This is a genomic window from Laspinema olomoucense D3b (genome assembly GCF_025370785.1).
GTDB lineage: Bacteria > Cyanobacteriota > Cyanobacteriia > Cyanobacteriales > Laspinemataceae > Laspinema > Laspinema olomoucense.
Map to the genome: position 1 here is coordinate 76,006 of NZ_JAMXFA010000016.1, position 24,763 is coordinate 100,768.

Genomic DNA, 24,763 nt, shown 5'->3' on the forward strand with positions numbered 1-24,763 from the left:
AGGGAACGCATTCCCGAAAGTTGTCTGAATTTCGGACAAGGTTTCCCCCGACCCCGTAACCAAGGACAAATGACAAATGACAAATGACAAATGACAAAAATGCATTTTAAATTAACCTCCTTCTTGACCGACGGTGGAGGCAGGATTTTCCTCCGCAGCGGGGGTTACAGCAAAGTTCACCCGTGCCATGCCTCCGGGTTCGAGGCGCACGAGACGGGATAGACTATTGCGTTCACTCACAAACTCGTTGGGTGCGAGGGTGTATCCAGGAACGCTAGAGAGGTCTAAGGTTGCAGTGCGATATCCACCCAGGACATTAGAGACGGAGTACAACCCTTGTTCATCGGTGATGATGCGGTTGCCGTCATCGAGGAAAATCACCGCATTGGGCATACCCGGTTCATCGGGTTGTTTTTCGCCATCGCCGTTGAAGTCTTCAAAGACGCGTCCAATTAAGGTGCCGCAGTCGGAGAGAATTCCTGGTGCGATGCGCAGGGAGTGAATCGCCGGACCATCTTGAACCTGGATGCCGGTATCGATACGCCGACCATTGGCGAAGGCGGAATTGCGACCATTACCGCGCAAGGCATCGGGGGTGATGCGTGCGGCGTAAGCAATATTGAGGACTTCCGTGGGAGGAATGGTGACGTTAGACGCATCAAAGGTGATGGAACGGCCATCATGAGTAGAGGTGATGCCAATGCGCTGACCGGAGATTTCGGCGCGGACGGAATCCTCGCGGAATTGGAATCCGAGGGGGAGGAAGTCAGCGGCGATGATGCCGGTAACGGGAGTATTGGCAAGGTTGCGGATGGCGAGACGGTAGATGACGGTATCGCCGGGTTCGGCAGCGATGCGATCGCCGGTTTTCTCGATTTGGATTTCCTGCGCTTCGCACAGAGTGGCGCTTAAGTCAAAAGTGCCTAAACTCAACCCGACTTGATCGCGATCGCGAATATCAATCGTGCCCGTAGCGGAAGTGCTGTTCGTCACCACATTCAGGGGACGTCCATCCAAGGCGGTGGCGGTATAGGAAACGATGCCATTATTATTGGCACCGATATCCAGGCGGATGCGACGTTCCGCGTAGTTACTCCCGGAGGGGGGAGAGACTAAGAAAATGTATTGCTGTCCGGGGTCAAGTTGACCTCGGGAGACATCCAGCAAGAAATTGTAAGTACCTTCTTCCCCATTGGTCAGAAAGAAAGGATTAGCATTTTCCAGGTTAGGCGAGAGTCCCCCTCGGATATCTGTGGGAGTCAAGGGGACAACCCCTTGAATTCCTCCCGTGGGGTCTTGAGGGTTGGGTTGGTACAGTCCCACTCTAAATCCGCTGTAGTCCGGTAACAGTTCTCCCGCACATCCGGTAACCCGTCCCAGTCCTTCACGGCGGGGAGTACCAGGCAGGGTGGGGGTGATAATGACGGTTTGTGGCGTGGCAGGTTGTTCGGGAGTTTCCACAGGGGTGGGAATGTTAACCGTTACCCCACCGCCATCAGTAGGAATGGGTCCAACTTCTACCTCAACGATAATCTGCACACCGCCACCGGGTGGGACAATCACATCGGTGGGAGTGGTGACGGGTTGCGGTTGCGGTTGCGGGGTGGGGGGGGTGGGAGTGGGAAGGGGTTCGGGTTGGATATCCGGTGCCGGAGTAATGGTGGGTGGGGGTCCCGATGGCGGTTGTTCTCCCGGTTGCGGTTGTTCTCCGGGTTGCGGTAACGGGTCGATATTCGGTGCCGGAGTAATGACAAGGGGTCCGGGTTCGGGTTCGGGGAAGCAATCGCGAACGAGGAAGACATCGCTACCACTGCCAATCATGGAATAACTAACCCCACGGACAATGCCGTTAGTGGTTTGTTCTTGAACGGCATTGGCATCTGGAATTTGGAAGCGCAGGGCGCTATCGGTGGGGTTGCGGAGGGTGAAATCAAAATAGAGGACATCCCCTTGGTCTATGCCACTGCGAACGCCGTTGCGAAGGTTGCGGATTTCTGCTACAAAGTCTTCGCCAAGGTCGCGCAGGAGGGTTTCGCGACTGGGGGCAGCAGCAACCATCGCTTGAAAGGCGGCGCGGAAGGTATCGTCAATGGGTGCGTTATCTCCAGCAGAGACAATAGTAGAGATGAGTTGTTGAGTGACGGTTTCTGCTTCTGCCTCGGTGAGTCCATCGCTGACGAGGATGGATTTGGAGAGTTCAGCAGTTAGGGCGATCGCCGTTTCTTGTGCTTCTGGGCGTTGCAGTTTGGCGATCGCGGATGCTTTCTGGGGAACTGCTTGGAATACCGCAGTCCGCGCGGCGATCGCAACTCTGCGGAAACTCGACTCAACGGGCATCTGTGCCAAGGTAACGGTTACAGCAATCACCGCCCGAGTTGCTTCTGCTTGAGTAAATCCCAATTTGATTAACTCATCCGCTAATACACCAGCAAAGGCACCAGAGACGCGATTATTTCCCCCATCCCGAATTCCCCCGGGATTAATGGTGATGGGTCCTCCCCCGACGACCGCATCTTTAATCGGGTTGGTAATCGCTTCAATCTGATTAATGCCATCGCTGCTGTAACTGTAGGATGCTTCATTTTGCAGCAAGTATCCTGGAATCACACATTGGGGTTTATCCTGAGCAGAAGCTGGGGAAAAATTGCCAGTTTTAATAAACAGAGTCCCCACCGTTCCCGCCAGGAGGGAGGCACTCACTCCCCAGAACAGGGAACGAGTCCTCAATTTGGATTGGGAGTTGCTCACTCCAGAATGTTGATGCTTCATTGCACCCGCACCTCAAACTGTCCGGTCACAACTGCAGTGGGTGGCAGAGGATTAGTCAAGGTCCAACGGAGGTGGGTATAGGTCTCGGGGGGTGCCGGTTGGGTTTCCACCTGTCCATTTTCTAAGGTGACTTCCACTGTGGGATTTTTAACAAAGGTTTCGCCGTTATCGATGCTTACGGTAATTTCCGCCTCGGTATCAATGCGGGAGGAGTCAGGAATATAAACCACCGGATCCGGGATAGGTTGGGTGAGGATAAAGTTGGGGATATCCTCAGCAGTTTGGTTTTCGGCGGCGATCGTATAGCGCAGGACCTCCCCGGGTTGCACCGATGCAGCAGCAGGCAGTTCTACCCATTCATTTTGGACCTTCCCCTGCTCATCTTCAACGGTTCTGAGTTGATAGAGTTGCAGACGAATTTGCACCCGGTTACCTTGGGTGAGGAACAGTGGACAGGACCCGGGAACACAGGACCCGATGCCAGTAGCATTCTCCTGGTCAACGGGTGGAATCGATGCCATTGCCAAACCCGTCCATGACAGATTCCCTATCACGCCCAAAGTTATCATTAAAATTACGAACGGGTTTTCCTGCATTTCCTTCCCCCCTGATTACTGAAATAATTGATAATTGATAATTGAGAATGGATAATTTTCGTTTGTCATGAGAATGACCATCGACCAATGACCAATGACCCTTGTCAATTCACCCGGCGGCGAAATGTAAAGGTTCCCGATTCTCCCGGGGCGATTTCCCGAGTCACACGGACGACATACCGGGTAACATCCGTCTCCACCGTCGTCCCGCTTTGTTCTCCCGTGGGCGTCGTGGCGGGTGTTCCCCGGAACAATTGGATTTCTCCCCCGGTTGAATCCACCGCAGACCCCACCACATGAGAGGTATCAATTCCTGTGGTCAGATTGGTATCCTCATCCAGGTTGTCCGTATCTAACGCCCAATTATTTCCTTGGGGATTGGTCACCGGGTCATAGGTTGTGCCATCTTCGGTAATCACCAAATTTCGGGCGGTTAGGGTGACATTCCCCGGACCTCCAACCGTGGAAAAGTTATTGTAAGTCAAGCGATATTCGATAATATTGCCGGGGGACGGGGTTTTTACCTGGGTACTAAAGGTTTCCTGTCCGGGCAGCACATCGGGTCCCGTCCCTTTGAGGAGGCGAGATTCTTTAATCGTCTCGATAAACCCGGTATAAACCCGGTTTATCGTCGTCGCCCCTTGTTCCCCGGGACCAAAGGTCCCATTACCATCCGTATCGATAAAGGCGGCGGTCGGAACTGAATATTCGGTATTTACTTCCCCACTGGGCAAGCGAATCTGAACTTGATAGTCTGCCGGGGAAACTTCTCCAGGAATGATAATCGGCGGATCTGAGGTGGTAAATCCGGTGATGGGGTCGTAAGTATAGGTGACGGTTCGCCCCCCATAAGTGATGGTTACAACGGTCCCTGGGGGTAACGAGTTGCGATCGCTGGGGTTAACCGGGGCGATCGTCAGGGTTTGACCCGTGGGATTAACAATCGTATTGCCAAAATTCGTGGGAGGAACCGGGGAAATCTCGTCTCCCGGTCTTAAATTAGGTGGCAGCGGGACCACCGCATTATTCGTGAAACTGTCATTTTGATCCGTCGGCCCAACGGCCCCAGGTGTCCCAAGGGGACCATTTTGAATGGTAGTAGGAGCAAAGGGTAGGGTGAGGACATTTGCTTCCCCTCCCGGTCCGGCGCCGGTATTATTATTGTTCGGGTCACTACCATCGGTTGCTGAATTGGCCACCCCCGAGGAGACAACGGGATTCCCTTCCCCATCGAGTACAGGTAATGTCCCATTGTCATTAAAATTACTCGGATTTTGGTCTCCGGATTCGTCATACACCAGGCGGCCCGGATTCCCCGCCGTTCCCCCAAAGACCTGGGCAATATTGGCGATCGCTGTTGTCCCCGGGGCAATCTTGCTTGTGACGACCTTAAACTCAAATCCACTGACTACCGTGCCCCGGGTGATGGTAGTTTCCGAAATAAATCCCACTCGTCGCACATTGGCCACCCCTCCGACTGCGGCGACATCCGTCCGCCAATTTGCTTGCAAGGGATTGGCACTGTTCGGATCATCTGCCGTAAACACAACTTGCCATCCCTGGGGTGCGACTGCCGAATCCAGCACCAATTGAGTCCCCACCGGCATCGCATCAGAAATCAGAACCCGGTTGACCAGATTCCCATCAACATTAATGGGGAAACGTTCATTCGGCGCTAAATCTCCCGGGACAAAACCTATGACTCCTGGGGGAAGTTGCGATCGCACATCTAACGCCAGTTGATAAGTAATCACATCATCGGACGGATCCGATGGATTATTCGCTTCCACCGGCGTCCCATGAGTTTTATACAGGGCCGCCAATGCTAACGGGACTGCTTGCACCGCCACTCTTTGGGTCGCACTTGCCCCCCGCGTCCCATTTACCGGCGGTCCATCCACTTCCCCGGGCACCGCATCATTCGGGTTATCTACCGTATAAACATCCCCTACCCCAGGGTCTTGGGACACATTTTGCCCATCCCCGGGGGCATTCCCCAGTTGGACTGCAATTTCGCTACCCACTCCGGCATCAGGACCGACCGTGACCGGCACTCGCACTAAGATACTACCACCTGCCGGGACCGAGGGGGTGATCAGTTCCGTTCCCGTCACCTGAATCCAAGTTTGACCCCCATCGGTACTAATTTCCACATTACCCCCGAGGGTTCCGGGCCCGGTGATATTCGCCTCATTGGGGATGCGAAAGCGAGTGGGGTCATTTCCCACATTCGTGACCTCATATTGAAAGTAAAGCAGGTCCCCCACGTCGATGCGATCGTCCCCATCGGCGTCCGTAATCCCGTCTGCTTGTACTGTAATTCCAGCAACTTCCGCCACGGTAATCGTGACCGTGTTGGATTCAACTTGAATCGGTATCCCCGGATTTTGCGGGTCTTCAAAACTCCCCGTCGCTCGGTTTTCTATGGGGGTTCCTGCTGGAGTTAGTTGAGCGAAAACGGGCAATGCTTCGGCTAAAAATAGCGGCGCAATTCCCATCCCGCCCAGCAATAATATCCTGATTAAATAGGGGTACTTAGCCCGGTGCTTTCCAGCGTATTGAGTGGATTCCACAATAAAGATGACCCTGGAGTAACTGGTAGATACTGGTAGATGCCCCTGATGCTCATGCTGCCCACCTAAGTCCAAATAATTCCCTGATTAAGGGAGGAAAGCGAGGGCTTGGTATAAAAAAATAAACTTTAACCTAACATCAAGATATGAGGGTTTCCCTGTTTAAAACCCTCTATTTATTTGTTGGGATTAATTGCAGTTTAAACAGTTTATAAGTGTTTTACTTTAATTAATCTTTCATTCCCCTGGATCTCCTATTTAACCTAATCTATCTCCGTGATGTCAAGTAGCTTTAATATTTCTTTACAAAAATTTTACAATTTTCATCCCGAGGAGTGAAGAAAGTGAAGAATGCCAGACTCCAAAACTTCTAATTTGTTCCCTAACCCGATAAAATAGCCTCCATCACAGCCTAGAAGCTTAGCCAATCCAGCAAACCCGAGGAAACAAGCCCCATGAAAAACCCTATTGAAGCACCAGAATATGGCATCGTCTGGGTCACTGCCCCCACGCGCACCGAAGCGGAGGCGATCGCAGAAGCCTTAGTAGAATCACGGTTAGCCGCCTGTGTGAGCCTTACCCCGATTCACTCAATTTATACTTGGAAAGGTAAAATTAATAAAGAAGAAGAATGGCAACTCACAATCAAAACTGATTTGCGTCAATTTACCCGATTAGAATCAACAATTAAATCCCTACATTCTTATGAAGTTCCCGAAATCATTGCCATCCCAATTATTGCAGGTTCGACGCCTTACTTAAACTGGATTAGTGAGTCAGTTGTGAGAGATTGAGACTTTTCTCACAATCAATACCCAAAGAATTAAGCCCCAGAAACGGTCCTTTAGGGGAAAGTCCTCCTCGTGCCAATTCCGACCCCCGAGAGAGAATCCACAACACCCGTAGGCAGTGTCAGTCCTGAAAGCAGGGACTATAATACCCCAATAGGGTACAGCAACCTATCCTTGAAGGGGGTATAAACAGGAGCACAGCCCTCCCTGGCAACGCCTAGGGGAACGAAAAAAGAACGCCCCCCTTCATACCGAATAGCTCACCCTCAATCCTGGTAAAACCCCAACCCCTTATGAGCGATCGAGGAGACCAAACTAAGAATAACCCATACCAGGAGCGCATCCCCCGGGCGATCCTCAACCTCACCCTGGGGTTAAGCCTCCTGATCTGCCCCGGAGTTGCTGCTGCCCCTCCCGCGCCCCTCCCCGACTCTGCTGAGAGAACCACCCCAGACAGCGTAGCAGAACAGGCCGATCGCGCCTTTGAGGAAGGAGGGCAACTCTTTGAAGAAGGCACCCCAGAAGCCCTCACCGCTGCCCAAGCCAAACTCCAAGAAGCGCGCACCCTCTATCAACAACTGGGTAATCAATCCTTAGAAGCCGAAACCCTCATCGGACTCGCCTTCGTTGCCAAAGCCTCCGGAGACCCTCAAGCTGCCCTCGACTACCTCCAACAAGCCCTCACCCTCAAAGAAGCCGTAGAAGACCTTCCCGGCGTTGCTGACGTCCTGTTTAACCTAGGGCGCAGTTATGCGGAACTGGGGACCTTTATCCCCGCCCTGGAAGCTTATGATCGGGCGCGAGAACTGTATCAAAAACTGGAACTCCCCAGTGCAGAAGCCTTTTCCCTCACCGAACGGGGGGCCGTTTACGATGCCCTAGGAGAATATCAACAAGCCCTCGATGCCTATAACGAAGCCCTCCCCCTGTGGAAAGAAGCAGGCGATCGCCAGGGAGAAGCCGTCACCTATAACAACATCGGCAAAATTTATGACGATTTAGGACAATATCGAGAAGCCCTGGATTACTACAATCAAGCCCTTCCCCTGTATCGAGAACTGGACTACACCGCAGGCGTTGCCCTGACCCTCAACAACATCGGCAACGTTTACGAAGCATTAGGAGACAAACAAACCGCCCTCGATCGCTATAACGAAGCCCTTCCCCTGTGGCAAGCAGCGGGCGATCGCCGAGGGGAAGCCACCACCCTCAACAACATCGGCTTTGTCTATGCCAAAGACGGAGACTATCCCCTTGCCTTAGAAACCTATCACCAGGGATTGCCCTTGTGGGAAACCGCAGGCGATCGCCGGGGAGAAGCCAGTACCCTCAATAACATCGGCTTTGTCTACGCCTCCCTCGGCGACAACCCCAAAGCCCTGGAATACTATCAGCAAGCCCTACCCCTGCGCCAATCCGTCGGCGATCGCCCCAAAGAAGCCCTCACCCGCTACCGGATCGCGATCGCCTTGCGTCATCAAGGACAACTGGACAAGGCCCTCACCGAAATCGAAACCGCCATTGCGATCGCCGAGGACCTGCGCACCAACGTCGCCAGCCAGGAGTCCCGCGCCTCCTTCTTCGCCAAAGTCCAGGACTACTACGAATTCTACATCGACCTGCTCATGGAACTGCACCAACAGCAGCCCAGGGCAGGCTTTGACGCCAAAGCCCTCCAAGCCAGCGAACAGGGCCGCGCCCGCAGTCTCCTAGAAATCCTCAACGAAGCTAACGCCGACATTCGCCAAGGGGCCGACCCCCAACTTCTCGATCGCGAACGCAGCATTCAACAACAACTCAGCGCCTTAGAAGAACGGCGCATCCAACTCCTCTCCGGACCCCATACCCCGGAACAAGCCGACGCCCTCGCCGCTGAAATTGACGACCTCCTCACCCAATACCGGCGAGTCCAAACCCTGCTACGCGTCACCAGTCCCCGCTACGCCGCCCTCACCCAACCCCAACCCCTCACCCTCACCCAAATCCAGGAACAAGTCCTCGATGATGACACCATCCTCCTGGAATATTCCCTCGGCAAAGAACGCAGTTATCTGTGGGTGGTCACCAAAACCAGCCTCACCAGCTACACCCTACCCCCCCGAGAAGAAATCGAACAATCCGCCAAAGCCTTTAGAAACGCCCTCACCATTCCCAGTCTGCGGATCCGGCGATCGATTTTTACTCAAACCTCTGCCGCCCTCAGCGAGAAAGTCCTCGGACCCGCCGCCGACTACCTCGGCGATGACAAGCGCCTGCTGATAGTCAGTGATGGGGCCTTGCAATATATCCCCTTCGCCGCCCTCGCCGTCCCCAATCCCCCAGACGATAGCGAGACCTATCTACCTTTAATCGTCAAACATGAAGTCGTTAGCTTGCCCTCTGCCTCTACAATGGCCGTCTTGCGTCAGGAAATAGCCGGACGCACCCCCGCCCCCAAAACCCTAGCGGTCCTCGCCGATCCGGTGTTTACCCCCTACGACGATCGCCTGCAACCGAATGCTTCCGATGAGTCCCTTACCCTCGGGATTAAATCGGAAACTGGAACTCGCGCCTCGGAAGTCGAATTTAGCCGTCTTCCCTATACCAAACTCGAAGCCGAGGAAATTCTCGCCCTGGTACCTGAATCCGAACGCCGCAAAGCTTTCGGGTTTGACGCCAGTCGCGAAGCTGCCACTAATCCCGAACTGAGTCAATATAGGATTGTTCATTTTGCCACTCACGGATTGCTGAATAGTGTGAATCCGGAGTTATCGGGGTTAGTGTTCTCCCTGTTAAATAAAGAGGGGGAACCGTTAAATGGGTTTTTGCGCCTCCATGAGATTTTTAACCTCAACTTACCCGCAGAATTAATCGTGTTGAGTGCCTGTGAAACCGGGTTAGGTCAGGAAATCCGAGGGGAGGGCTTGGTGGGGCTCACCCGGGGCTTTATGTATGCTGGTGCGCCTCGGGTGCTCGTCAGTCTGTGGAGTGTGGATGATGAAGCCACCGCAAGGCTGATGGTGAATTTTTACCAGAAAATGCTCCAACAAGGGTTAACTCCCGCTGCTGCATTGCGATCGGCCCAAATCGAACTCTGGGAACAACAACGGTGGCAGGCCCCTTTCTACTGGGCGGCCTTTACCTTACAAGGCGAGTGGCAGTAGGCGTTTCGGAGGATTAGCGTTGTTGTTAATCCTCCTATTTTTTACCCTAACAGTTGCCAATTGTCAACAAGAGTTTATGAATTTTAATAAATTTCTGCAATATTGTTGCAAAAGTTCACAATCTCTGTTACATTTATTTACATAAGCAACCAAGGGGTTCACCAAACCAACTAAAGGAGCCAATAACCATGAACACCACAAAGGGAGTCGTGATTAGCGAAAGCGATAAACTAAACAACTTTGCGATCGAGCCAAAAATGTACGTTGATGACACCGCGCGCACGGGTTTTACCCCCTACGCCGAACGACTCAACGGAAGGCTGGCAATGATTGGTTTTGTTTCATTACTCGCCTTTGAAGTCTTAACAAAAAATGGAGTAATCTAATTTTTTCAAAATTTATAAAATAACGAGCTTTAGCTCGATATCTCCAAATCAACTTTCTCATAGACAAGCCTTTGCAACGCACGAGTCCTCTCAACTCGTGCGTTTTTGTTTCATGAAGAATGGGTGAAAGTCTGGGATAGTCTGGAACCGCCTAAAATTGTTAAACTGAAAATACTATAAAATCCACCTAAATCAATGACTGGAACTCTACCGATTAAACAAGCAACTCCGGTTATTTACCCCAGCGAGGACGGTGAACCCTTGGCAGAAACTTATGATCATCTCTATGCGATTCTCGTCACCCTGGAGGTGTTGCGACAATACCTAACGGGTCGTCAGGCGACAGTTTTAGGCGATCAGTTTTTATACTATGCGCAAGGCTTCCCCCGGTTGCGGGTTGCCCCGGATGTGATGGTAATTTTTAATGTGGAACCAGGGGGGCGGGATAATTATAAGATTTGGGAAGAGGGACAAGTACCATCAGTGATTTTTGAGATGACTTCACCGAGTACCCGCAATCAGGACATGGAGTTTAAGAAAACCATCTATGAACAGATGGGGGTTGAGGAATATTGGTTATTTGACCCGAGGGGAGAGTGGATCCCGGAACAGTTGCAGGGGTATCGTTTAAGGAATGAAGTGTATGAGGCGATCGCAGATAATTATAGTACCGTCTTGGGGTTACGTTTGGCCGTAGAAGGTAAGCTGATCGCCTTTTATCGCGGGGATAGTGGGGAACGGTTGCTGATGCCCGAGGAGTTGCGTGTAGCATGGCAACAGGAACGAGAACGGGCCGATCGCGAACGGGACCGGGCAGAGGCCCTCGCCGCCCAACTACGGGCGCTAGGGGTCGATCCCGAAGCATAAGGATGATTAGGACAAGGCATTTGCCTTGTCCTGATTAGATTAGGTGGCGTTTTGCAAAGCGGGGGCGGAATTAGAATGAGGGGGAAAAGCCTCCAAATAAATGGTTCTAATATCCCTTGGCAGGGCTGATTCTAACCGTTGATATCCTTCTTCGAGTAATGCCTTGACATCCCCTGGGGCGATCGTTTCTCCTTCCGCTTGCAGATAGGCCGAAATTCGAGTTTCACTCCAGTGAAAGGTCTGTGCCATTAATACCGTAATCCGTAGCAGGGGAGACAGTAAATCTAAGGCTTGTTCCACATAACACCATAATGGAGGCGGGGAAGTCTGTAAGGAATAGTGGATGGACTCAACGGGGGGTAATTCAGCGTGTTCGATACACCAAGCGGTCATATTAATCAGCCAGGTTTGTAACGTAAAGGGAGTGGAAGCCCCTTGCTCAAAGCGTAAATCGAGTCCCCGGAGTTCGTGGTAGATATGCCGCCAAGTCATGGCAAACAGATAGTCCCCTTGAACTGGGGATTTGGCTTGATGTTGAATCAGGGTATAGACGATGGAACTATAGCGCCCAAAAATGGCGGTGAAGTATTTGCCTTCATCGGGGTGGCGCTGAAACAGGGTCAGCAGTTCGCGATCGCTTCTTTGAAACAAAGACTGCACCAGTGGGTGCTGACATTCAGAAAAAACAGGCGGTTGCATAAGCTCGAACTCACGAATGAAAGCTGGTAAATTGCATCACCCACAAGGGGTTTGAAGTCCCTAGACGAATCCAGATGTCTCTGATGGATGTCTGTAATATATCCACACTTGCGTGAAATTCGCATCCCCAACCTCAACAGAATTAGAATGAATGCAAAGAAACCAGGGTTTTAGGAAAATCGGTCGGTAAAGAAGCAAACTATCGCTTCAGAAACCGGGTTTGTAGGGTAGGGGAGGGAAGTCAGAGATAATGCTGTGATGAGTTCTGTCCGGCTTTGTTACAATTAATTAACAAGTGAATTGACATAGAAGTGGGTCACCACCCCGACTGTCCAAGCGATCGCTCGATCTAAACCTTGGTTTACCCTATTGAAAAGTACATGGCTCTAACTGTTAGCGTTCCTCCGACATTAAGCTCGTTGCTGCCATCCCTACCTCTGGATAGCCTCTTTTCTACCCAGGGGATTATGGTGATGCTACTCGCCGCATACGGTGTGGCGATGTGGATGTTCCTCACCAGCGCCCCGAAAGTTTACACTATCATGGTTTCAGATTTGGAGACTGCCCGACAGCTTTATGAAGGGTTGCTCGAATTGCCTGCGGCGGAAGTCCCCTTACATTATTACTATAATTACGAACAAACCCTGGGCGGCACGGGTATCGATCCCCTTTATATGTCCTCCCCAATGGGGTCCTCAGCGACTCAAACCCTTGCCGGACCCGATGGACTCTGGTATCAATTACAGAAAAATACTCAACTGCACGTCATTTCTGGGGCGAGTTTAGGCAGCAAGAACCGACAACGCCATGTAGGGTTTGACCATGACTGCCTAGAACAGTTGTTATTACGGGTGCAGATGAGCGGAGTCAAGTACAAAATCCGCCGAGAAAAGCCCCTAAATTTCTTGGTGAAAGACCGACAAGGACGGGTGATTGAGATGACTGAGATCTCGAATTAAGCTCAAGAATAATCCGGCGATCGCCCTGTTATGGGGTCGCCGGATTTTGTTGCACTCAAAGAGTCATTCCTGCTGCTGGTATATCTTCGTCGAACTTTCGATCGCCTGCTTGCCTTCATTCAGCAGATAGTCAAAAAAGGTCTGCGCCACCACGGAAAGTTGTTTGCCACTGGGATAAATGGCATACCACTGTCGAGGAATTGGAAAACCCTCCACATCCAGAATCGTCAGTTGACTTTGCCAACCATCCAGGGTCAAAACATGACGAGATAGCACGGAAATTCCCAATCCTCCGGCGATCGCCTGTTTAATGGCTTCATTACTCCCCAGATCCAGGCGCACCTTCACCGCCACCCCCCGCTCTTCAAACATTTTTTGCACCGCTTGCCTAGTCCCCGAACCGGGTTCGCGCATGATAAAGGGTTCCCCATTCAAACGTTCAATGGGGATATTTTTCTGCAATGCCAAGGGATGATTCATCGGTGCTAACACCACCAGGGGATTGTCCAGAAACTCATGACATAAGACATCTGGAGTCACGGGAGGTTGGCTTAAAATATACAGATCATCCAGATTGTCATTGAGTCGTTCTTGTAATCCTTCATGGTTCGTCACCTTGAGGGAGACATCAATTCCCGGATAGCGCTGACAAAATGGCCCGAGTAACCGGGGAATGACATATTTGGCCGTTGTAATCACGCTCAGTTTTAATTGTCCCTGTTTGAGACCTTGGAGATCGGCCACCGTCATCTCAAATTGGGAGAGGCGATCGAAAATGTCTCGACAAGTCCCTAACAATTCCTCTCCCGCTTCAGTTAAATACAGCCGTTTCCCGACTTGTTCAAACAGTGGCATTCCCACCGACTTCGCCAACTGTTTGACTTGCATTGAAACCGAGGGTTGCGTTAAAAATAGTTCTTCAGCAGCACGAGTAAAGCTCTTATGTCGAGCCACGGCTTCAAAGACTCTAAGCTGGTGTAGGGTTGACTGCTTCAATGGCCTTTCTCCTCAGAATAACCCTTTGATATAGATTTGAGTCTATTATATTCATAAATAATTACTCTTTTGACTTATGATTTTTCGCGTTAATATAAATTTACATACAAAAAAACTGTATTACTCCCTTCCTGTAGCGTTGCAGGAGGAGTCGAGCCTCGGTTGGTTCTGACTGTTGCCATTATCTCGTATTTTTGACAGCCGGCGATCGCCTTTTTCGTGCAACGCTCTTTTTTCCTACTGCCAACGCTTCCTACTGCTTCTGTCTGCCAAAATTCCCTCCTGATTCCGCTGAGTTCATCCACCACCGATCGCCCACCTTAGAAATTCCACCGCTGTAGTCCGCTGGGGTGACGAGATAGAACCGTCCGGAGGAAGGCTCCACCCGACTGCGCACTGCGGCGATCGCCACAACGCCAAATGTTCCACCGGGGGGTCAGCATAGAAACTCTCGCATCCGGGGCCCAAGAGGGCAGAACTCCAGTGGGTAAAATAATCGTGACTGACTCGGTAAATCGGAAAGGGCGCAAATAGAGGGACCCCCCAACCATCAATAGCAATGAAGGCTTTAACCGGACATTGAAGAGAATATAACCCCCAGGCTGCCCCGATCGCACCCACGACTCCTGCGCTGAATGCGATCCAGATTAACGGTTCAGTGGATGCGGGTCTATTTAAGTCGATCGCCCCGCTTTGGTGCAAAAACTGCAAGATTTCTAGGGGAAAATAGGGGCGATCGCTCGGTGGCAGAATCCAAACCTGGGGAGTTCCGCCCGACGAGACTCGGTTCGGCAGCAAAGTCGAGACAAAACTCTGCGTCAGGTTCTGCTCGTGAATTCCCGGACAAATAATTAGCACCAGACCCCAGCCTTAATCAAACTATAAATTTTTCCTTGCCCTTTTCTGCCATGATAGTCAAATCAGTGCCCAGCAGAAAGAATTGAATCGGGTAGGAATCCGAAAAATCGGGGTGCAAATTCTTTCATATTAGGCTGGGGTTGACCTAGAAGCCACGAGGGGTCCCAATGGGTGTGGGATTGACCGAATGAGGGAGGATCGTTGTATCCGTCGCCACCCCAATTCTAGGGCATCGATACAGAATTAAGTCAGTAGGACCAGAAACCGGGCTTCTGTTCCTAATTTGTTACTAATTGGCGAACTTATGGGTAGATAAAGCCGGTTGTCTGCATGGGACTGAACGGATGCTGGATAATTGCGATCATTATTCGGGTGATTGACTGAGGGTGGATGGCGGGAATACAGCAATGGGTTCCGAAGCGGTCCCTAGGCAATGAGGAAGAATTTTAAGGCGCATAGAGGAAATTACCTTACACTGCGATCGGGGTGATTCAATCGGCAGATGTAGCACTTTATCAGTCTCAGGCTGAGGAACGCGATCGCCTAACGATTGCGCTACTCTAATGGATGTGATGGATGCTCAAAGGAGGAATCGTATCAACGCACCGATGTTTCGTACCTTGTATTCAAAAAGGACCTCAAAAAAGGATATAAATTTTGCCGTTACTCTGGTGTAAACAATAGAACGATGTCGTTAATTTTGATTGTAGATGATGCACAATTTACCCGGCGGGTTATCTGTAAATCCTTACAGAAACAGGGATATATTACCCGAGAAGCCTCCAATGGGCGGGAGGCGATCGGTCTGTTAGATGAAGAAGTGCCGGATTGTATTTTATTAGATTTATTGATGCCGGAATTTGATGGATGGGATGTTTTAACCTATTTAAAGGATAACAACTACAAAATTCCCGTGATTGTCATTACAGCCGACATTCAAGAAACCTCCCGTCAACACTGTTTTGAATTGGGAGCAAAGGCAGTGATTAATAAGCCGCCGAAACCAGATGAATTGAATAATGCCCTGAAAAAAATATTGGGTTGTACAGAGGAGAATGCTCGATGAATTTAACCGTTGACCAACTGGATACTTTGCAGGAATTGGTCAACATTGGTGTTGGCCGAGCAGCAAGTGTCCTCAATGAAATGATTGAGTGCCACATCCGCTTGCAGGTTCCATTTATCCGCGTGTTTTCCCCCGGACAAATGAAGCAGGAACTGGAAAATCGCCTGGGACTTTCTCTGGTTTCAGCGGTACGCCTTGGCTTTACAGGCTCATTCAGTGGTCTGGCCCAGCTTGTTTTTCCCACAGATAGCGCTTCTAAATTAGTGGCTTTGTTGACCAATGAGGAAGTCGGAACCCCGGACTTGGATGCTGTCAAAATCGGAACCCTGACGGAAATAGGCAATATTGTGATCAATGGGGTGATGGGCTCGATGAGCAATTTGCTCAGACAGCATCTTAATTATTCCCTGCCCATGTATTTAGAAGATACCGTGGAACACTTGTTGAGTTCTAAGCAATTAGAGCCTAACACCACGGTCTTATTAGCTCAGGCTCGGTTTACCATTGAACAGCTCCAAATTGCGGGAGATATTATCTTAATTTTTAAGCTCGGGTCCTTTGATGCCTTACTGACTGCCCTAGAGATGATAGAAGAGAGTGAGGAAGAATGAATGAGCTCCAACAGGTTGAGGAGAAATTTGGAATTCTCGACCGAGTTCCCGTGGGTGCTTGCGTGCTGCGGGAAGATTTTATTGTTCTGTTTTGGAATAGTTGCCTAGAGGATTGGACAAAAATTCCGAAAAGCGAAATTGTAGGGAAGAATTTGGGCGATCGCTTTCCTCATTTAACTCAGCCGAAGTATCACCACCGTCTTCAACAAGTCTTTGAAGGCGGCCCTCCAACTATTTTTTCCTCCCAACTGCACAAACATCTGATTCCAGCCCCCCTTCCCGATGGGCAATTCCGGATCCAACATACCACAGTAACTGGGGTAAAATCTTTTGAGGGTGAGGGGTTTTACGCTCTTTTAGCCATCGAAGATGTCACGGATCTGACTCGCCGCCTTCAGGATTATCGGTCCATGCGCGATCGCGCCTTAGAAGAAATTGAGGAACGCAAGCAAGCTCAGGAAGCATTACACCAAAAAACCCTAGAACTGGAAGTGCGTCAGCGAGAATTAATCTTGCTCAGTGAAATGAGCGATTTACTCCAAGCTTGCCTGACTGTTAAAGAGGCATACAGTGCGATCGCCCAATGCTGTAAATTACTCTTTCCCCAAATTCCCGGTGCCGTTTTTATTATTAACTCCCTCAATAATTTGCTCGATGTCGTTGCCAGTTGGGGGATTACCTTTAGCAGTCAGAAAGTATTTGCTCCCAATGAATGTTGGGCCTTGCGACGAGGACGGGTGCATTTTGTCGGGAATATGGAAAATGGATTAATTTGCCAACACCTCCATCAAAATCTCTTACCGGCGGAATATTGCTGCGTCCCGATGATGGCCCAGGGAAAAGCCCTAGGGGTGCTCTATTTATGCGCCCCAGATAAAGGACAATTATCGAATACAACCCAACTGTTAGCCATGACAGTTGCCGAACATATTGCCCTAGCCTTAGCGAATTTAAAATTGCGAGAAACCCTGCATAACCAAAGCATCCGCGACCCGCTAACGGGTTTATACAATCGCCGCTATTTAGAAGAAGCCTTGGAACGGGAAGTCTATCAAGCTGAACTGAAGGGATATCCCCTCTCCCTGATCATGATCGATGTTGATCACTTTAAACAATTTAACGATACCTTCGGTCACGAAGCTGGAAATCAAGTCTTACGACAATTGGGAGAATTTTTTCAAAAAAATATTCGCCCTACAGATATCGCCTGTCGCTATGGAGGGGAAGAGTTTACCCTCATTTTACCCGAAGCGCCTTTAACAGTTACTCAAGAGCGCGCCCAACACTTGCGAAAAAAGATAAAATTATTAAAAGTTGAATATGCTGGCCAATCCCTCGGCTGCATCACCCTCTCTTTAGGTGTTGCCAGCTTTCCTGAACATGGTCAAACCGGACTCGCCGTCCTCCGTGCTGCCGATGTCGCCCTCTATCAAGCTAAAGCGGCTGGTCGCGATCGCGTCGTCACCGCCTCTTAATCAATAGGAACCCGTAAAGAGCAGCCAACCCGACGAACTGCTAAAAACCTAATTTTCTCCCCGTATAACTTTTTGTAGTAACGACTGAAGTCGTTATCCGGCTGTGGGCGTAACAACTTCAGTCGCTTCTAAATCCTCACCAACACCGGGCATATCCTGGATATGCCGGTCTGTCTGTGCAGCTAACTCTCACATTCCCCATCTCCTACAATCGCCGACGATCCGGCCCCCGATTACAGTAGAGGATTTTGAGCCGGTATGCCCACCGCCCGGGGAAATTCAGCACGAGTCGGTGCAACCTTTCGCAAATAAACACAAGTGCGAACACTATCCGTTAGCGGGGTCGTAAATTTCTCCACAAAATCCACTATCCCGCCCAGTTGCTCAACCCCAGCGGAGACGACTTGCGCTTCTTCCTCAGTCCAATGACCGCGATACAGAATCGCCAACCCGCCCACTTTCAGCAAGGGAAGGGCATATTCTGCACAAACCATCGTCGGCCCGATCGCCCGCGCAAAGGCGAAATCATACCGTTCCCGATGTTGAACCGAACGACCCATTTCTTCGACTCTGCCGACGATCGCCTGGGCATTTTCCATCCCCAACTGGTTAATCAAACTCTGAAGAAAGGTAATTTTTTTGCGAGTCGAGTCTATGAGAGTCACCTGCCACTCAGGACAAGCGATCGCCACCGGCAACCCTGGAAAACCCGCCCCAGTTCCAATATCGATCGCCCGAACTGACCCATTCCCGCCTTCCAAAGGAACCGTCTTTGTGGTAGAACCCAAGGGTTGAGATAATAACGGCGTAATTCCCCGCAGAGAATCCCACAGATGCTTTTCCCAAAACTCATCCGGTGCAGTAATGCGAGTTAAATTTAGGGATTGATTCCCTTGGAGAATGCCTTCATAAAGGCTTTGAAATTCCAGCAGATGACCCGCATCGGGCTGCCAATTCATGGTTTTTTCCCATAATTTGATATTGGATGGCAGAACGGGTTTGTCAGGTTCACTCATGGTTAGTCGTTCAAATACAAGCACTTTTGGGTCTTTCTAAGGGTTGGGTGGGGGGGAAAATCCAGATTTTTGGGATCCAACCCCTGCCCCAAAATCTGCGGTGGTCAGAAGTCGGGGGTCGGCAGTGGGATGGAGACGGTGGATAAAACCAGCCCGAATTGGGCGATCGCTCAAGAACTGACTACCGAGAGTTGAGTGCTGATGGCGAGTTTATTGGGTTCGACACTTTGGAGTTCCCCGTGATTCAGGGTCCAACAGCAATCGGCGATCGCCAACAGGTCCCCCGCATCATGGGTTACCACCAACAAACTCCAGTGCTTCTTCAACTTCGCCAACAGCGTGACTAAATTGCGCCGCATCGACCAATCTAAACCCGCCGTCGGTTCATCCAGTAACAGCAAATGAGGCTGCCGAATTAATTGTACTGCCAATGCGAGTCGGCGCTGCTGTCCGCCACTGAGGGATTGGGGCGCTGTCTGCAACGATAACCCATCCAGACCCACTTCTTTGAGGGCCTCATGAACCCGTTCGGACCCCAGTTCCGGATGCCCTAACCGTAACTCTTCCAACAGAGTCCCACAACAAAAATGCCGTTCTGGGAACTGAAACACCAGGCCCCCCAATTGTTGTAAATGGGCTGGAGTCAACAGTTGATCCCGCCAAAAAATGTCACCTTGGGTTTTTTCCGCCAACCCTCCCAAAATTTCTAACAAGGTGGATTTACCAGAACCGCTTGGTCCAATAATCAAGCCTAACTGTTGTGGGGCAAATTCTAGGTCAAGGGACTTGAGAATCGGCGTGGGAGTCGCGGTGGGATGGTAAGTTAGGTTTTTCAGATAAAGCATTGAAACCCTTGTTAACAATAGGGGGATTAAACGAGATGGCACAGACTCAACAGCGTTCTAATGCTGAGTCTCTATTCTATTTTGACAAACTTAACCCGATTAAACTACTCCGGGATGGTTCGGAACTTGCCCCTAATCCCGGCGTCACTACCTGCGTACTACCTGCGTATTACCTGCCCAGTGTGGAACAGATTACTTTTTAGCCCGGACTTCTGCTGTAACGGGATTGGGATTCTAAAATGAAAATAACCGGCTTGAGGCGATCGCGACTCAATGGGGATTCAGAATTTTTTGGCATCATCAAGGCAAAACAGACGAGGTAGAGTATGAACTATCGGTTTTCTATGGCGGGTCGGTTGCTTGCGGCGATCGCCGGGACTGCGGCGATTGCCTTGACTTTCAGTATCAGTCCGACTCTGGCTTTAGACCCCTTCCGCACCGAAAATCGCCATGAAATCGGCGAGCACACTGAAGCCGCATTTAGAACCCTCTTTGAACAGGGAAATTATCAAGAAGCACTCAATAAACTCCAACAAGCTGAACAAAGCGAACCCAATGAACCTTTAGTCTATGCGATGCAGGGGGCTTTGGCCTATTTAGATGAAGACTGGGATCGCTTAAATGATTATGCAACCCGCACTCGCACTACTGCGGAATCTTTGTTGACTGAGAATCCCTTACGCGGCAATCTTTATTTAGCCGTGGGTCATTTTTTAGAGGGCGCTTATATTCTGAGTACCGAAGGGACATTGCGCGGGGTTCCCCAAGCAATGGGTAAACTCAGAGAAGTGTTCAAGCATTTTGATGCGGCAGAAAAAATTGAAGCTAATGATCCGGAATTGAATCTGATTAAAGGATTCATGGATTTAATGTTAGCGGTGAATCTGCCTTTTGCTAATGCCGATGATGCGATCGCCCGCTTGGAAAATTATGCAGCTCCTTCTTATTTAGCCTATCGGGGAATCGCCCTGGGCTATCGGGATATAGATAAGCTAGATCAAGCTTTATCAGCGGTGAATCGAGCTTTAGAGATTACCCCAAACAATCCAGAACTGTTTTATCTCAAAGGACAGATTCTGGTTAAAAAAGGCAACGATCAGAATAATATGGAATTGCTGCAACAAGCAGACTCTAATTTTCAAACAGCCCTCGCTCAAGCCAATGAGCAATTCCCCGAAGCCTTAAGACGACAACTGCAACGAGAACGCGATCGCAATGTTCGCAAAATGCAAGAGTTAGCCGCTGCCTCCTGAGCACCTCAAAAACCTCTTTCTGGAAACCGCTCTGTTCGCCGAAGCCTAGGGCGTCGGTATAGCAAAAGTTAGAAACCCAGTTTCTTGATAAAAACTCGGCGAATCCGTCCCCAATCTGGGTGAGGAAACGCGGTTTATTGTCCCACTGATTTAATCGTGAGCCGATGCCTGGATATGTTAATCTATAGGCGTCGGTTTTTTTGACCTTTAATCTCCCCTTGATGTAGAGACACAGAAATATGCAAGTAGAGTTTCGGGAGTTTAACCCCTTTGATGTCTGGATCTGGTTGGAGTTTAGCACCAGTCCAGGCAAGAGCGAAAAACAGTACGTTGAGGAAGTCTTCGATTCTTGGTTTTTTCTCGGCAAACTGGGGGGATTTAATGCAGAAAATCTCCAAGTTCAGGACACCGGATTAGAGATTAGCTATATGCAGTATGATTCGGTGACTGCGGAAAAAAGTTTGATGGCGCTGATGCACAATATGGGAGACTTTGAATATAATGGAACCTGGGGACGCTGCTGGTTTGACCTCGGGACCAGTGATGCGATCGCCATTGATGTTCTGATTAATGCCCTCGATCGCCTCAGTCAAGAATTTGTAGTCATCGAACGCCTGATTCTCGGCGGAGAAAATGCCGATTGGCCCGTAGCGGATAGTGAAAGCCGTTCCCGATTTGCTGAGGATAATTAGTCTGGTTTTAAAATTTTCCCAGTTCGTTAAACTGGGAAAATTCATTTGGTTTAATTAAAAAAAATGAGTAAAAAAAATAAGATTCGCGTCATTACATTAGGACTCATAAAAGACAGAAATCGCCTCTTTGTGTCGGAAGGTTATGATTCGGTCAAACAGCAATCATTTTATCGGCCTTTAGGAGGCGGTATTGAGTTTGGCGAAACCAGTCTGGAGGCTTTAAAACGGGAATTCCAAGAAGAAGTTAACGCAGACTTGGCCAATATTCACTACCTAGGTTGCGTAGAAAATATTTTTATTTATAACGGCAAACCGGGCCATGAAATCATTCAACTCTATCGTTGTGATTTTAGCGATCGCAAATTTTATGAACTCGAATCTCTCTACTTTTTTGAAGGAAAACGGGAAGTGAAAGCCCTCTGGGTCGAAATAGACCAATTGATATCTGGTGAGTTAGTCCTGGTTCCTACAAAATTGTTAGATTTTATTGCAAAATTAGAGTGAATAAAACGGCTTAATTCCCATAAAAAATTATTGTAGGAGTTGAAAAATGCTACTAGAAATCAATAAAATCAACCTTCCCCCGGGACAGCGAGTTCTACTCACCGATGTAAACTGGAAAGAATTTGAAGCCATTTTAGAAGACTTATGCGAACATCGAGGAGCGCGAATTGCTTACGACAACGGAACGTTAGAAATTAGGAAACCCCTAACCGAACAGGAAACAGGGAAAGTTTTAATTAGCAACTTCATAGAAATTCTCCTAGAAGAACTCGACCTAGAATTTTGTCCTCTGGGTTCGACTACATTTAAAAATCAAGTTATGGCACAAGGCATTGAACCAGATAATTGCTTTTATATCAAACATGAGGCAGCAGTGCGGGGTAAGGACCGATTAGATTTAACGGTAGATCCGCCTCCAGATTTAGCCTTAGAAATTGATGTCACCTCGTGCACTCATACGACAATTTATCAAGGGTTAGGCGTACCGGAATTATGGCAGTTTGATAAAGGAACCCTCAAAATTAGTCTACTGCAAGAAGATGGCACTTATCAAGAAGGCGATCGCAGTCAAATTTTTCGCAATTTTCCCCTAACTGAGGTGATTCCCCAGTATTTAAACCAAGCAAAAACCGAAGGCAGAAATAAAACAATGAAAGCATTTCGCGCCTGGGTTCGGGAATTTTTGAGAAAATTGTAGAGTGTTTGCCTTAACCTTACCCTATCGTAAGCATTCAGTTCTGGCATGGTTTTAGGATTACCCTTTCTGACGCGGGTCATCTTTGGGAGGATGATAGCCAAGTTTCGTCCAAAACCTCCGCGATTTTTGAATAAAACGATTATGGTGAAATTGGTCGTTCCTATCCAGGCGATCGCAAGTTGCTCGACCTGTTGGAGTTGTGCCTATTATTTGGGTTGCGTCCGATGTCCAAATAAAATGTTCAGACCATTGCTGCTGACGTGGGTTAAACAGGCTCGTTTCCTCGTGAGTGTCAGGGTCTATTCCTGTGAGAAAATTATAGCGGCGCTCATTACAGCGACGACAGGCTAAAGCCAAATTAGAGGGGTCTGATGACCCCCCGAGAGACTGGGGAATTAAATGTTCTATTGTGAAGCGATCGGCACTTATAAATTCTGGGGAATGGCAGTATTCACATAGTTCTTTTGCTCGGGTTCGGACGAATTCTCTGAGGGAGTCTGAGACCATTTTTGGCGATCGGCTAGAAGGGTATTGGCATAAGTAAAGATTCTAGCTAAGTCGGATATACCCGCTAGTTCTGCTTCTTCCTCGGAAGTGAGTAATCCAGTCTTGAGTTTTTCTAGCAGTTCATCAGAACGCGCTTGCAACTCATCGGTAAATTTAAACAGATGAAGGTCTTGGATGGTATTGAGTACGATTCCAGAATACATCAAGGATGAAGGTTCAACCATTAATTGACTCGTCATTTTATCCTCCCCCCTGGGTCTTGGTTGTACTTCTATGATAGCGATATCGACCCCAAGCATCAACCTGTGCCAATTTGATTGCTATAGAAAACCGAAGGCGATCGCCTCTATGGTTTTCTGCTTACCCATGTCAAAAGCCGGTCAACACCCTGAGTTCACCGGCACTATTGCATTTGATTAGTCAGAGTTTAGACCTCTAAAATTTCAACTCTAAAATCTCTTATTGCTGATTTATTTTTCTTCCTTAGTCTCCCCGGATCCTCCCGGTGAGGCATCATATAAAGCATCTAGGCGCTCTCGGGCATCATCCATTGTCATGGATTTCATCACCATCAACGGTTCATTGACCACATTTCCTGACGCATCCAACAGCTCCGGGTGGGGGACTGGACGTTGATACCGTCCCATTGCGGAATTCGGGGACCCAGAGTTCCACCGTCCTGGTGGATAGGTTCTGGATTCACTACTGAGCATGACTAAACTGCGGATCAAGTTTCCGACGGCCAGAAACGCCAAAATGGTGAAGGCAAAAATGTAAACTAAGTGCAGCATACTGATATTCTCCGGCACAGTCAGGTTATTAAGGGGTAACTCAGGGGGCTATAAAAGAGTGTTTCTGAAGTTTATAGTCAGTTTTTACTCTTAAAGCAGATCTATGGATTTAATTTAGGGTTGAAAGGGGAGTCGAGGGAACTTCCACCTAGGACAGCCTAGACGGAATTTTCCATGCGAAACCGCATCGACACTTGCCAGCATTCGGTTAGCAATTTGTGCCACGGCATCAGCACTTCCATTTCTACGCCTACCTGACCCTCCGTGGCCCTTAGTAGCATTTGAGCCGTGGTGACTTCTTGCTGCGCGTATTGCACTCTAGCGAGTAACTCGGTTTGGCCCTCTTTCCCCAAAAAGGAGATTTCCTCATTTTCCAATAACTTGCGCGATCGGGCAAACCAATATTGAAAATCCTCTAATAACGGTTCTAGTAGGGTTTTGAGTAAGTTGGGTTCGGGAAGATTCGGATTGAGCATGATTTTTAGATAATCGGGGTACTGAGGCTAATTTTAACTTATTTTACAAAACTTAACATTATGCGACACAGTTTACAAGGGGTTAGCGATCGCCTGGTAACAATTGGCGATCGGTCTGAATTTCCCTTCTTACCCTTGACATTTCTGATCTAATCTGCATAATTCCCCGCCGCAACCGCCCCTCTATCTCAGG

General features: G+C 49.3%; 25 protein-coding genes and 1 pseudogene. 13 read left to right on the forward strand and 13 right to left on the reverse strand.

Annotation, left to right across the window (positions count from 1 at the left end; genetic code table 11):
- Nucleotides 1-111: 111 nt before the first annotated feature.
- The 3 genes from NG792_RS13810 to NG792_RS13820 all read right to left on the reverse strand — a co-directional run bounded on the left by NG792_RS13810 (nucleotide 112) and on the right by NG792_RS13820 (nucleotide 5,938).
- On the reverse strand, nucleotides 112-2,769 hold the full coding sequence (locus tag NG792_RS13810) for a hypothetical protein (RefSeq protein WP_261235765.1): 2,658 nt from the start codon (nucleotides 2,767-2,769) through the stop codon (nucleotides 112-114).
- The gene (locus NG792_RS13815) at nucleotides 2,766-3,290 is read right to left on the reverse strand and encodes a hypothetical protein (protein WP_261235766.1); all 525 of its coding nucleotides are present in this window, start codon (nucleotides 3,288-3,290) and stop codon (nucleotides 2,766-2,768) included. Before NG792_RS13815 ends, NG792_RS13810 begins: the two co-directional genes overlap by 4 nt.
- A 179-nt stretch (nucleotides 3,291-3,469) precedes the next feature.
- A complete protein-coding gene (locus NG792_RS13820; protein WP_261235767.1) occupies nucleotides 3,470-5,938 on the reverse strand; it encodes a DUF7925 domain-containing protein in 2,469 nt (822 codons plus the stop codon).
- Nucleotides 5,939-6,393: 455 nt separating this feature from the next.
- Between NG792_RS13820 and cutA the strand changes: the two genes are divergently transcribed.
- The 4 genes from cutA to NG792_RS13840 all read left to right on the forward strand — a co-directional run bounded on the left by cutA (nucleotide 6,394) and on the right by NG792_RS13840 (nucleotide 11,125).
- Entirely contained in the window at nucleotides 6,394-6,732 is a 339-nt protein-coding gene (gene cutA, locus NG792_RS13825; RefSeq protein WP_261235768.1) for a divalent-cation tolerance protein CutA, read from the forward strand.
- Between the two features lie 290 nt (nucleotides 6,733-7,022).
- Complete coding sequence (locus tag NG792_RS13830; RefSeq protein WP_261235769.1) at nucleotides 7,023-9,872, forward strand: CHAT domain-containing tetratricopeptide repeat protein; 2,850 nt, start codon at nucleotides 7,023-7,025, stop codon at nucleotides 9,870-9,872.
- A gap of 188 nt (nucleotides 9,873-10,060) precedes the next feature.
- The gene (locus NG792_RS13835; RefSeq protein WP_261199373.1) at nucleotides 10,061-10,258 is read left to right on the forward strand and encodes a chlorophyll a/b-binding protein; all 198 of its coding nucleotides are present in this window, start codon (nucleotides 10,061-10,063) and stop codon (nucleotides 10,256-10,258) included.
- A gap of 195 nt (nucleotides 10,259-10,453) precedes the next feature.
- On the forward strand, nucleotides 10,454-11,125 hold the full coding sequence (locus NG792_RS13840) for a Uma2 family endonuclease (RefSeq protein WP_261235770.1): 672 nt from the start codon (nucleotides 10,454-10,456) through the stop codon (nucleotides 11,123-11,125).
- A 39-nt stretch (nucleotides 11,126-11,164) separates the two neighbouring features.
- Here the strand turns inward: NG792_RS13840 and NG792_RS13845 are convergent, their stop codons facing one another.
- Entirely contained in the window at nucleotides 11,165-11,824 is a 660-nt protein-coding gene (locus tag NG792_RS13845; protein WP_261199375.1) for a sigma-70 family RNA polymerase sigma factor, read from the reverse strand.
- Nucleotides 11,825-12,204: 380 nt separating this feature from the next.
- Between NG792_RS13845 and NG792_RS13850 the strand changes: the two genes are divergently transcribed.
- Nucleotides 12,205-12,783, forward strand: coding sequence for a glyoxalase-like domain protein (locus tag NG792_RS13850; RefSeq protein ID WP_261199376.1), 579 nt, complete (start codon nucleotides 12,205-12,207; stop codon nucleotides 12,781-12,783).
- Between the two features lie 63 nt (nucleotides 12,784-12,846).
- Here NG792_RS13850 and NG792_RS13855 read toward each other — a convergent pair whose 3' ends face one another.
- Together NG792_RS13855 and NG792_RS13860 are read right to left on the reverse strand one after the other, a co-directional pair.
- Nucleotides 12,847-13,779, reverse strand: a complete 933-nt coding sequence (locus NG792_RS13855; RefSeq protein WP_261235771.1) for a LysR family transcriptional regulator — start codon at nucleotides 13,777-13,779, stop codon at nucleotides 12,847-12,849.
- Between the two features lie 297 nt (nucleotides 13,780-14,076).
- Complete coding sequence (locus NG792_RS13860) at nucleotides 14,077-14,637, reverse strand: hypothetical protein (protein ID WP_261199378.1); 561 nt, start codon at nucleotides 14,635-14,637, stop codon at nucleotides 14,077-14,079.
- A 688-nt stretch (nucleotides 14,638-15,325) separates the two neighbouring features.
- On the opposite strand from NG792_RS13860, the gene NG792_RS13865 reads away from it, so the two are divergent.
- From NG792_RS13865 to NG792_RS13875, 3 genes are read left to right on the forward strand one after another with little or no spacing between them, the layout of a single operon-like run.
- The gene (locus NG792_RS13865; RefSeq protein ID WP_261199379.1) at nucleotides 15,326-15,703 is read left to right on the forward strand and encodes a response regulator transcription factor; all 378 of its coding nucleotides are present in this window, start codon (nucleotides 15,326-15,328) and stop codon (nucleotides 15,701-15,703) included.
- On the forward strand, nucleotides 15,700-16,314 hold the full coding sequence (locus NG792_RS13870; protein WP_261199380.1) for a chemotaxis protein CheC: 615 nt from the start codon (nucleotides 15,700-15,702) through the stop codon (nucleotides 16,312-16,314). Before NG792_RS13865 ends, NG792_RS13870 begins: the two co-directional genes overlap by 4 nt.
- On the forward strand, nucleotides 16,311-17,789 hold the full coding sequence (locus NG792_RS13875) for a sensor domain-containing diguanylate cyclase (RefSeq protein WP_261235772.1): 1,479 nt from the start codon (nucleotides 16,311-16,313) through the stop codon (nucleotides 17,787-17,789). The genes NG792_RS13870 and NG792_RS13875 overlap by 4 nt, the downstream gene beginning before the upstream one ends.
- A 233-nt stretch (nucleotides 17,790-18,022) precedes the next feature.
- Here NG792_RS13875 and rsmG read toward each other — a convergent pair whose 3' ends face one another.
- The gene (gene rsmG / locus NG792_RS13880) at nucleotides 18,023-18,805 is read right to left on the reverse strand and encodes a 16S rRNA (guanine(527)-N(7))-methyltransferase RsmG (protein WP_261235773.1); all 783 of its coding nucleotides are present in this window, start codon (nucleotides 18,803-18,805) and stop codon (nucleotides 18,023-18,025) included.
- Between the two features lie 170 nt (nucleotides 18,806-18,975).
- Entirely contained in the window at nucleotides 18,976-19,650 is a 675-nt protein-coding gene (locus NG792_RS13885; RefSeq protein ID WP_261199383.1) for an ABC transporter ATP-binding protein, read from the reverse strand.
- 35 nt (nucleotides 19,651-19,685) lie between these two features.
- On the opposite strand from NG792_RS13885, the gene NG792_RS13890 reads away from it, so the two are divergent.
- The 5 genes from NG792_RS13890 to NG792_RS13910 all read left to right on the forward strand — a co-directional run bounded on the left by NG792_RS13890 (nucleotide 19,686) and on the right by NG792_RS13910 (nucleotide 22,796).
- Nucleotides 19,686-19,853 (forward strand): hypothetical protein, encoded by a 168-nt coding sequence (locus NG792_RS13890; protein WP_261235774.1) that lies wholly within the window; start codon nucleotides 19,686-19,688, stop codon nucleotides 19,851-19,853.
- A gap of 123 nt (nucleotides 19,854-19,976) precedes the next feature.
- Nucleotides 19,977-20,903: a Sll0314/Alr1548 family TPR repeat-containing protein gene (locus NG792_RS13895; RefSeq protein ID WP_261199384.1), complete on the forward strand. Its 927-nt coding sequence runs from the start codon at nucleotides 19,977-19,979 to the stop codon at nucleotides 20,901-20,903.
- Between the two features lie 239 nt (nucleotides 20,904-21,142).
- Nucleotides 21,143-21,595 (forward strand): DUF3531 family protein, encoded by a 453-nt coding sequence (locus tag NG792_RS13900; RefSeq protein ID WP_261235775.1) that lies wholly within the window; start codon nucleotides 21,143-21,145, stop codon nucleotides 21,593-21,595.
- Between the two features lie 63 nt (nucleotides 21,596-21,658).
- Nucleotides 21,659-22,099 carry an NUDIX hydrolase gene (locus NG792_RS13905; protein WP_261235776.1) on the forward strand — a complete coding sequence of 147 codons (441 nt, stop codon included), beginning with the start codon at nucleotides 21,659-21,661 and terminating at the stop codon, nucleotides 22,097-22,099.
- 46 nt (nucleotides 22,100-22,145) lie between these two features.
- Nucleotides 22,146-22,796, forward strand: a complete 651-nt coding sequence (locus NG792_RS13910) for a Uma2 family endonuclease (protein ID WP_261235777.1) — start codon at nucleotides 22,146-22,148, stop codon at nucleotides 22,794-22,796.
- Nucleotides 22,797-22,853: 57 nt separating this feature from the next.
- Here NG792_RS13910 and NG792_RS13915 read toward each other — a convergent pair whose 3' ends face one another.
- From NG792_RS13915 to NG792_RS13930, 5 genes and pseudogenes are all read right to left on the reverse strand, one after another.
- The gene (locus NG792_RS13915) at nucleotides 22,854-23,153 is read right to left on the reverse strand and encodes a hypothetical protein (RefSeq protein WP_317619512.1); all 300 of its coding nucleotides are present in this window, start codon (nucleotides 23,151-23,153) and stop codon (nucleotides 22,854-22,856) included.
- An 18-nt stretch (nucleotides 23,154-23,171) separates the two neighbouring features.
- A pseudogene (locus NG792_RS28960) lies at nucleotides 23,172-23,225 on the reverse strand (hypothetical protein); the annotation flags it as partial.
- The gene (locus NG792_RS13920) at nucleotides 23,222-23,542 is read right to left on the reverse strand and encodes a hypothetical protein (protein ID WP_261235778.1); all 321 of its coding nucleotides are present in this window, start codon (nucleotides 23,540-23,542) and stop codon (nucleotides 23,222-23,224) included. The gene NG792_RS13920 and the pseudogene NG792_RS28960, both read right to left, overlap by 4 nt.
- 231 nt (nucleotides 23,543-23,773) lie before the next feature.
- The gene (locus NG792_RS13925) at nucleotides 23,774-24,094 is read right to left on the reverse strand and encodes a DUF2973 domain-containing protein (protein WP_261199389.1); all 321 of its coding nucleotides are present in this window, start codon (nucleotides 24,092-24,094) and stop codon (nucleotides 23,774-23,776) included.
- A gap of 158 nt (nucleotides 24,095-24,252) precedes the next feature.
- Nucleotides 24,253-24,570 (reverse strand): DUF2605 domain-containing protein, encoded by a 318-nt coding sequence (locus NG792_RS13930; RefSeq protein WP_261199390.1) that lies wholly within the window; start codon nucleotides 24,568-24,570, stop codon nucleotides 24,253-24,255.
- Nucleotides 24,571-24,763: the final 193 nt, after the last annotated feature.

Excerpts from the sequence above, each read along its gene's own strand:
- NG792_RS13810 (WP_261235765.1), bottom strand. The coding sequence starts at position 2,769 with ATGAAGCATCAACATTCTGGAGTGAGCAACTCCCAATCCAAATTGAGG.
- NG792_RS13815 (WP_261235766.1), bottom strand. The coding sequence starts at position 3,290 with ATGGCATCGATTCCACCCGTTGACCAGGAGAATGCTACTGGCATCGGG.
- cutA (WP_261235768.1), top strand. The coding sequence starts at position 6,394 with ATGAAAAACCCTATTGAAGCACCAGAATATGGCATCGTCTGGGTCACT.
- NG792_RS13830 (WP_261235769.1), top strand. The coding sequence starts at position 7,023 with ATGAGCGATCGAGGAGACCAAACTAAGAATAACCCATACCAGGAGCGC.
- NG792_RS13835 (WP_261199373.1), top strand. The coding sequence starts at position 10,061 with ATGAACACCACAAAGGGAGTCGTGATTAGCGAAAGCGATAAACTAAAC.
- NG792_RS13840 (WP_261235770.1), top strand. The coding sequence starts at position 10,454 with ATGACTGGAACTCTACCGATTAAACAAGCAACTCCGGTTATTTACCCC.
- NG792_RS13845 (WP_261199375.1), bottom strand. The coding sequence starts at position 11,824 with ATGCAACCGCCTGTTTTTTCTGAATGTCAGCACCCACTGGTGCAGTCT.
- NG792_RS13850 (WP_261199376.1), top strand. The coding sequence starts at position 12,205 with ATGGCTCTAACTGTTAGCGTTCCTCCGACATTAAGCTCGTTGCTGCCA.
- NG792_RS13865 (WP_261199379.1), top strand. The coding sequence starts at position 15,326 with ATGTCGTTAATTTTGATTGTAGATGATGCACAATTTACCCGGCGGGTT.
- NG792_RS13870 (WP_261199380.1), top strand. The coding sequence starts at position 15,700 with ATGAATTTAACCGTTGACCAACTGGATACTTTGCAGGAATTGGTCAAC.
- NG792_RS13875 (WP_261235772.1), top strand. The coding sequence starts at position 16,311 with ATGAATGAGCTCCAACAGGTTGAGGAGAAATTTGGAATTCTCGACCGA.
- rsmG (WP_261235773.1), bottom strand. The coding sequence starts at position 18,805 with ATGAGTGAACCTGACAAACCCGTTCTGCCATCCAATATCAAATTATGG.
- NG792_RS13885 (WP_261199383.1), bottom strand. The coding sequence starts at position 19,650 with ATGCTTTATCTGAAAAACCTAACTTACCATCCCACCGCGACTCCCACG.
- NG792_RS13890 (WP_261235774.1), top strand. The coding sequence starts at position 19,686 with ATGGCACAGACTCAACAGCGTTCTAATGCTGAGTCTCTATTCTATTTT.
- NG792_RS13895 (WP_261199384.1), top strand. The coding sequence starts at position 19,977 with ATGAACTATCGGTTTTCTATGGCGGGTCGGTTGCTTGCGGCGATCGCC.
- NG792_RS13900 (WP_261235775.1), top strand. The coding sequence starts at position 21,143 with ATGCAAGTAGAGTTTCGGGAGTTTAACCCCTTTGATGTCTGGATCTGG.
- NG792_RS13905 (WP_261235776.1), top strand. The coding sequence starts at position 21,659 with ATGAGTAAAAAAAATAAGATTCGCGTCATTACATTAGGACTCATAAAA.
- NG792_RS13910 (WP_261235777.1), top strand. The coding sequence starts at position 22,146 with ATGCTACTAGAAATCAATAAAATCAACCTTCCCCCGGGACAGCGAGTT.
- NG792_RS13920 (WP_261235778.1), bottom strand. The coding sequence starts at position 23,542 with ATGACGAGTCAATTAATGGTTGAACCTTCATCCTTGATGTATTCTGGA.
- NG792_RS13925 (WP_261199389.1), bottom strand. The coding sequence starts at position 24,094 with ATGCTGCACTTAGTTTACATTTTTGCCTTCACCATTTTGGCGTTTCTG.
- NG792_RS13930 (WP_261199390.1), bottom strand. The coding sequence starts at position 24,570 with ATGCTCAATCCGAATCTTCCCGAACCCAACTTACTCAAAACCCTACTA.